The organism is Komagataeibacter nataicola, assembly GCF_003207795.1.
In the GTDB taxonomy this organism is placed as follows: Bacteria; Pseudomonadota; Alphaproteobacteria; order Acetobacterales; family Acetobacteraceae; genus Komagataeibacter; species Komagataeibacter nataicola.
Genome location: NZ_NIRT01000061.1, coordinates 1 through 7411 on the forward strand (window position 1 = coordinate 1; position 7411 = coordinate 7411).

A 7411-nucleotide genomic window follows, 5' to 3' on the forward strand; every position below is an offset into this window, starting at 1 on the left:
GAATGGTATGCTGTCAGATGCCAGCTCGCCATCATGTTCGATGATCGTTTCCCAATGGCCTGAAAAAGTGCCACCGCACAAAATTCTACACAGTCTCATCATCCGTGCCACGTAGCGGGATGCGGCGAGACATATCGCCCTGCATGATGCTCCGTGCCGTCCTGCTTATCGTCTCGATCCATTTCAGGATCAGGTTGCTCAGGAAAAGGCCGCCTGCTACCCCTATCAGACCAAATCCTGCAATGCCCCACAGGATCGTTGTCCATAATGCGCGTTGGAGATGCGTCAGGGGCGAGGCATCCATGCCCACGAAGTAATAGCCGCCGTCATCAAGGCGATAACCTATTCCATAAACGATATCCTGGTTGATTTCTTTCGGCAGGCGATGGGACCATGCCAGCCAGCGTTCGCCCGGCACTGGTCGCAGATGCAGCATGTTGCCTGCGACAATGACCTGTCCGGGGTCCTGAAGCAAATAATGGAAACCGGGTTCATGTTCGATCAGTCCTTGCACAACTGGCAGGAGATGACGGACATCCGCAACACCAGCATCTGCAAATGTCTCATGGCTCTCGTTCTCCACTTCCCGGCGGATCTGCTGGCGCATGGTTGACTGGCTGTAAAGGCCTGACGTTATAGTCATGACCATGCCGCCCAATATAAAAAGACCGGCGAACAACGTGACGATACGAAACGACGTCGTGGCGATGATACGTCGTGTCTCCACATTTCGGCGTCGGGATATCCTATTCCACGACATCATTGGACATATTTATCATGTAGCGACATCCTCTCAGGATATGGATGACCGGACAAGATCCACCCGTCCCCGATCATGACAGGTCCGGTTGGCATAGGCTCCAGCCCTGTAGCCTGACTTTACCCCCAATGGTCTTTCCGCGTTAACCCCTTTGCCTTGTCCTGTCCGGAGAGAACTTACCGTCTTTTATTTTTTATATGCCTGCGCGTACGTAGTATTTGTTTTAATACCGTATAAAATATAATACATATACATCCACATTTATGATATGTATCACATGAAATATTGATATTATTTATTCTGTATTCAATTTGGAGACATGGTCGATACATTAAAAAATGCCAATAATTGTCTATCCATCGTCATGGATGGTGCCATGTAACAATGATTCTGATAACCTGATCAAGAACTCAGTCTCGCTGGGCGGGACATTAAATTTGTTGATTGGCCTGCTTCATGACGCTGGTAACACGCCCCCGCCTGCTTTTGGTTGAAGATGACCACGCAACTACGGATTACGTGCGGCAGGGACTGGAGGAAAGCGGAATTGACGTGGTTTGTGTCGCTAACGGGACCGATGGATCGCAGCATGCCCTGTCGCAAACGTGGGATATCGTCATTCTGGATCGCATGCTGCCTGGTCTGGATGGACTGACAATTCTCATGCGCATGCGCTCTTATGCCATCATGACGCCAGTCCTGTTCCTGACGACGATGGATGGCGTACCAAGCCGTGTCGCCGGTCTGCGGCATGGTGCGGATGATTACATGATCAAGCCATTTGCATTACGCGAGTTGGTCGCGCGCGTGCAGGTACTGCTTCGTCGATCATCTTCCTTCCAGCATACAACAATAATGAATGTGGCTGACGTTGAACTCAATCTGCTGACGCTTGCAGTGACACGGAATGGCGAAAAGGTTCTTCTGCAGCCTCAGGAACTAAAACTTCTGGAATATTTCATGAGGAATGCAGGCACGGTGCTTTCCCGGCAAATGTTGCTGAAGGATGTCTGGCATATGGATTTCCCGGTTCGTACGAACATCGTCGAAACGCATATTTGTCGTCTGCGGGAGAAACTGGGGCAGGATGGCCAACCTCTGATCCACACCGTCAGGGGTAGCGGTTATGTCATGAGTGCGTGACTCCCTGGCGGTATAGGATGATCTTGCATGCATGCCCGGTTCGGCCATCCTGGATGAGATAGGTACGCAAGCAGGATGACCATGGCGTGTAGGCAAATGCCTTTCGGTCCGACATCGTAGTCGGCCATTAATGATCGCAGCGACAACGGAATAGAGATCACTGCGCATATAATTCGCGTCCCGCAGGAGAAGCGGGGTTCCCATAGCCGCCTTGGGAAAGTATTCAAGGAAGTTGATGCCCACTATCTATTGCCGGGATAGCATAATCCCACAGACCTATTTCTATGTAATATTATATTGTTTTTGTCACGATATAAATGAAATGCAAGTCGCATGCAGAGCACTGAAACGACTGCCTTTGATAGCACAATTACAAGAAGTACATTCACGATATCATTCCATTCGTTCAATATACAGAAATATTTAATACATTATGTCTGTACCCCGAATATCCGGCCGATGGCAGCCGTCACGGCCATCGCTACGATGCCCCAGAATATGACCCGCATTGCCGGACGCCATGGTGAGGCCCCACCTGCACGCGCACCCACGACTCCCAATACCGCCAGACCAATCAGGGATACAGCGGATACACTCCACGAGACCACGCTGGCTGGCGACAGCAGGGCTGCCAGCACGGGCAGTATGGCACCGGAAGAGAATGCGCTAGCCGATGCAAAGGCGGCCTGTACCGGACGCGCCGCTGTCGCGTCCGAAATGCCGAGTTCATCGCGGGCGTGCGCCCCCAGTGCATCATGCTTCATGAGCTGAAGGGCAACCTTGCGTGACAGAATATCATCCAGGCCACGCTGACGGTATATCCCGGCCAGTTCGCTCACTTCAGCGTCCCAGCTACTGCCAAGCTCCTTTTTTTCGCGGGCGAGGTCAGCCTTCTCAGAATCCGCCTGCGAGCTAACGGACACATATTCCCCCGCGGCCATGGACATGGCCCCGGCAGCCAGACTGGAAATTCCAGCCAGCAGGATGCTCCCCTGTGTCGCATGGGCGCTGGCAACGCCGATGATCAGGCTGGATGTTGACAGGATACCATCATTCGCCCCCAGAACAGCGGCCCGCAGCCAGCCCAGACGGGAGGTCGCGTGGATTTCTTTGGGGCGCAGCGGTATTTTACTTTCCATATTCATCGGATACATTCCCTGTCAGCAGCATTCTCTGAAAAACATTGTCCCGGAGAATGAAGTAATGAAAACACGCGGCCAGCGCATGACCCGTGGCAAGCACGATGATCAGCCAGCCATTCCACTGGTGCAGCCAGTGCAGAATGCCGACTGTCGATGTCGGAAACCTGCCAAAGGGCGGCATGATCTGGATGGACAGGAAACTCATGGCCTGCCCATTGCCCCATCGCCACAGATACCCAAGGAGGATTTCCAGCAGGACTAGCCCATACAGGCTGTATTCCACGTAGCGCGCCAGCATGGCATCAAGCCAGCGATCGGCGGCGCGGATCTGCCGCCCCCAGCCTAGTCGCCATAGCAGGCGTGCGGGAAACAGAACGCTCAGTACCATGCCTGCCGTCAGGTGGGTCACCACCAGTTGATGGTGTAGCGGGTTCCGGAACAGGCCCCATAAATTCGCGGTTGCGAACTGCAACATGATAATGGCCGTGCATCCACAGTGGAAAATGATTGTTGGTGCGTCATAACGTGCTGGGGAAAGGCCAGATTTGTATTTCATCCGAACGATCATATCACTCAAACATGACGCGAACCTGAACGATTGGCCGCCTTGCCGATACCTGCGGCCTGTTGGTGTTCAGACTGTAAAAAAAGAACGGAGATGGTAAACCCACGACGACACCGGCAGCGAGCAAGGAACCTGTATCCAGATAACTGTGTGGCGCCCGTCACCTAATGACATCGCAGAATATGTGCAAGCTACGGCCATTTTCGGTAAACCGGATCGCAAATGTGATGGACTGAGCGTGTTTCCCCATTATGGAATGGCACGCTTCCCCTGTGCGATCCGGTTCGCCAGATCGCCCCATAGGCGTGCTGTTGCAAGGTTGATGTCTGCCTTTACCGAAAAAGGAGACTGGGTGCGTGAGAAAGGAGAGAGGGACATCCGTTCGCCGATAACGAAATGCCCTTGTGAAAACAGCATGATGGACAGCGATCCCTGCTGGCCCTGCCCGATGGGGCGCATGACGGCAATACGCATATGGGGCGGCGGTATCGCAATGGTATGGAAAGCGCGTAGTTCTGCATCCCCCGAAGGACAGGCTACGCTCTCCAGCACCGCATCACGCAGGACGGAATGGGGATATCCGCCATACGTGCCGTCGACATGCAGCCGGATACCCTGTTCCACTGTCTCGCAAATACCGTTTGTTTCTGTTTCTGTTTCTGTTTCGGCGCGCGCCACACAGCCGGATATGCTGACTATCATCAGGATTGCCAATCCGTAATGCACTATCGATCTCATAATATTTATCCGGCCTCCTGGCACCTGACCCTGGCCATGCCATCATGCCGATGCTCGCTGTTCTTGTAACACGCAGACATGACGTGAACCTGAACACGGAAAATAAGGTCACGGGGGAGACGCTGCTAGCAAGAGATCAGCCGTTATGAGCAATGGTAGGGCCGCCAATCCTTGTAGCAGGCAGCATGGTACTCAGTATTACCACGCATGCCGGCGATCATTTTGTGCAGGCAGCCAAAGTGAAAAGTCTGAATTGTTTTCCATAGAAGCGGCAGCCGCGATAATTTATTTTCCGCTATGTGTTTTCGTCCATCGCCAAAGCAGAATAGACACCTTTTTATGACCTTCAGGCATATTTTTTAAAAATAATAAATTAAATTACGAGAACGATATAATATCACAATTCTCTTTTATTCACATTGTGTCTTTAACAAAAACATCATGTTGTGGAAAGAAGACCGGGTATATGATATCTGTCTGGATTACGACCTTTTTTACGATAATATGAGAAACATTTGCGACCGTGCGAACTGACATCACGCAGGATTCCGGCGGTTTGCGTTACCCGATTGTTCCGGCGTGTATGTGAGGGAATTTTCTTCTGGGGCATCGGTGGTTTCATCTCCGTTGCGGGGCAGGCCCAGACCGCCATTGCGGGTGGGCAGGCCCATCTGGGCGCCAGTACACCTTTCTTGGCCCAGATTGACCCGGCGACCGTGCGTGATTCCTGGCAAGCAGGCGCAATCACGACCAGCCACAGCCAAGATACGCCGTCTGCCGGTGGGAGCCTGCTGGGGAATATGGGGGGACTGCGTCCATGGCTGGCCCGCTACGGCCTGACGCTGAGCATTCAGGACGTCAACGAGTTATGGGGTAGCGCCACGGGCGGGATCGGCAGTACCAATGGCGATGGCAGGGGATCGGGCACGGGCCCTTCCTATATCGGCATTACCATGCCGACCCTGATGGCGGATCTGGAAAGGATGATCGGGCTTAAAGGCGCGACAATCAACATCAGTGCCCTGCAGATCCGGGGACGTGCCGTCACTCAGGACCATCTGGGCAATTTCAACCCCATCAGCGGATTTGAGGCGGATCGCTCCACCCGCCTGTTTGAACTTTGGTACCAGCAGTCCTTTCTCAGGGGCGCGCTGGACGTCAAGATCGGCCAGCAGGATCTCGATACGGAATTCCTGATCAGCGATTACGCGTCCCTGTACCTCAACGCCAATTTCGGATGGCCAATGGGTCCTTCGGTCAACCTTTATGCTGGCGGTCCTTCATGGCCGCTTGCAGCTCCCGCAATCCGGTTGCGCTACCGACCCGGTGAAAAATACACATTCATGTTCGCGGCGGCGGATGACAATCCGTCGGGTAATCAGGATAGCAGTGTCTTTGGCGTGACCGGAAACCCGGCGGACCCCACCAGCCAGACCATAAGGGATGGAAGTGGCACGCAGTTCAATATGGGAACCGGCGCGCTACTGATTACCGAAATTCAGTATGCCTTCAATCCTCAATCTGGCGACAGTGGACGCGCGGCCAGTCATCCGGGCCTGTCAGGCGTTTATAAACTTGGAGGCTATTATGATACGGCACGATTTCCGGATTATCGATATAACACACAGGGACTGTCTCTTGGCGCGGATGGTGGTACACCCCGCTGGGATCGGGGAAACTGGCTGATTTACGGGATAATCGACCAGTTGATCTGGCGTCCGTCGCCTGATGCATCACGCGCACTTGGCCTGTTTGTCCGGGCGACGGGTAATAGTGGTGATCGCAATATCATAAGCTTCGCCATTGATGCCGGCCTTAACCTGAAGGCGCCCTTTTCAGGCAGGACGAATGATACACTTGGTCTGGGCTGGGGTATCGGTCGCGTCACATCAGGCGTGCGTGCCTATGATCGCGCGCGCGGTGCCCTGGTGCAGGGAAACGAAAATCATTTTGAACTGACCTATCAGGCCCAGATCACACCATGGATGGTCGTGCAGCCCGATTTCCAATATGTCCTGAACCCCTCGGGCGGCACGGGAGATCCATCCTGTCCGACGCACCGGATTGGTAATGAAGCCGTATTCGGGTTGCATACCAATGTGAATTTCTAGGGCGTGTCGTCAGTTAGCATCTGACGGCATGAGGCTTGTACTCCCGTTTGATCTGTGATGTTTTCTCCCTGTTTTCAGGGAGAGAATGAATGCGACGATATGGCCTGAGTGACAGCCAGTGGGAACGGATAAAAGATCTTCTCCCGGGTCGTGAAGGCCATGTCGGCGGAACGGCTGCCGATAACCGTCTGTTTGTGGAAGCGGTTCTATATCGTTACCGTGCCGGCATTCCTTGGCGTGACCTGCCTGTCCGTTTTGGTGACTGGAAAAACGTCCACCGGCGACTGCGTCGCTGGTGCGAAGGCGGCGTGATCGAACGGATTTTCCGGCATCTGGCCGCCGATCGTGACAACGAATATATGATGATCGACAGCACGATTGTCCGGGCGCACCAGCACAGTGCGGGTGCCCGTAAAAAAGGGGCGCGGATCAGGCTATCGGGCGGTCCCGTGGCGGACTGACTTCGAAAATCCACGCTATTGTCGATGCTGCAGGAAAGGCGGTTGTCCTGTCCCTGACGCCCGGTCAAAGAGCGGACATCACGGAAGCAGGTCCCCTGCTGGATGAAGTCGACCCTGCAGCTTTTATCGCCGACAGGGCTTATGACGCCGATCCGCTTATCGAAAAGATCGAAGAACGGCAGATCACACCGGTTATCCCTTCAAGGAAAAACCGACGTAATCCACGAAAAATCAGCTTCCTGCTTTACAAAAACAGAAACATCATTGAACGCTTCTTCGCCAGGCTGAAGCAGTTCAGGGGCGTTGCAACACGCTACGACAAGCTGAAGTCAACATTCCTCGCAGCAGTGCAACTCGTTTCCGCCATCATCGGAATTAACTGACGACACGCCCTAGCAGCCTGTCGGGTTGGGGTACCCTGTGAAGGGGTAAGGCTGTAGAGTGTCGCGATGAGCCGCTTCATCCCGTTTGACCGATCCCAGCCGTATCTT

Annotated in this window: 7 protein-coding genes; 3 read left to right on the forward strand and 4 right to left on the reverse strand. The window is 53.7% G+C overall.

Annotated features, from left to right (window positions below):
* Window positions 1-85 precede the first annotated feature (85 nt).
* On the reverse strand, window positions 86-607 hold the full coding sequence (locus CDI09_RS16875) for a hypothetical protein (RefSeq protein ID WP_249034056.1): 522 nt from the start codon (window positions 605-607) through the stop codon (window positions 86-88).
* Window positions 608-1216: 609 nt separating this feature from the next.
* On the opposite strand from CDI09_RS16875, the gene CDI09_RS16880 reads away from it, so the two are divergent.
* Window positions 1217-1903, forward strand: a complete 687-nt coding sequence (locus tag CDI09_RS16880; protein ID WP_007396728.1) for a response regulator transcription factor — start codon at window positions 1217-1219, stop codon at window positions 1901-1903.
* A gap of 431 nt (window positions 1904-2334) precedes the next feature.
* Here the strand turns inward: CDI09_RS16880 and CDI09_RS16885 are convergent, their stop codons facing one another.
* The 3 genes from CDI09_RS16885 to CDI09_RS16895 all read right to left on the reverse strand — a co-directional run bounded on the left by CDI09_RS16885 (window position 2335) and on the right by CDI09_RS16895 (window position 4348).
* The gene (locus CDI09_RS16885) at window positions 2335-3042 is read right to left on the reverse strand and encodes a VIT1/CCC1 transporter family protein (protein ID WP_007396730.1); all 708 of its coding nucleotides are present in this window, start codon (window positions 3040-3042) and stop codon (window positions 2335-2337) included.
* Complete coding sequence (locus tag CDI09_RS16890; protein ID WP_110571449.1) at window positions 3032-3613, reverse strand: cytochrome b; 582 nt, start codon at window positions 3611-3613, stop codon at window positions 3032-3034. The genes CDI09_RS16885 and CDI09_RS16890 overlap by 11 nt, the downstream gene beginning before the upstream one ends.
* Before the next feature lie 246 nt (window positions 3614-3859).
* Complete coding sequence (locus tag CDI09_RS16895) at window positions 3860-4348, reverse strand: hypothetical protein (protein ID WP_039736192.1); 489 nt, start codon at window positions 4346-4348, stop codon at window positions 3860-3862.
* A gap of 569 nt (window positions 4349-4917) precedes the next feature.
* On the opposite strand from CDI09_RS16895, the gene CDI09_RS16900 reads away from it, so the two are divergent.
* Both CDI09_RS16900 and CDI09_RS16905 read left to right on the forward strand, forming a co-directional pair.
* Window positions 4918-6459 carry a carbohydrate porin gene (locus CDI09_RS16900; protein ID WP_025440173.1) on the forward strand — a complete coding sequence of 514 codons (1542 nt, stop codon included), beginning with the start codon at window positions 4918-4920 and terminating at the stop codon, window positions 6457-6459.
* An 89-nt stretch (window positions 6460-6548) separates the two neighbouring features.
* Window positions 6549-7303 (forward strand): IS5 family transposase gene (locus tag CDI09_RS16905; RefSeq protein ID WP_095666530.1). Its coding sequence is split into 2 segments (ribosomal slippage): window positions 6549-6879 and window positions 6879-7303, totalling 756 coding nucleotides; the frame shifts between segments, so codons are not numbered across the junction.
* Window positions 7304-7411: the final 108 nt, after the last annotated feature.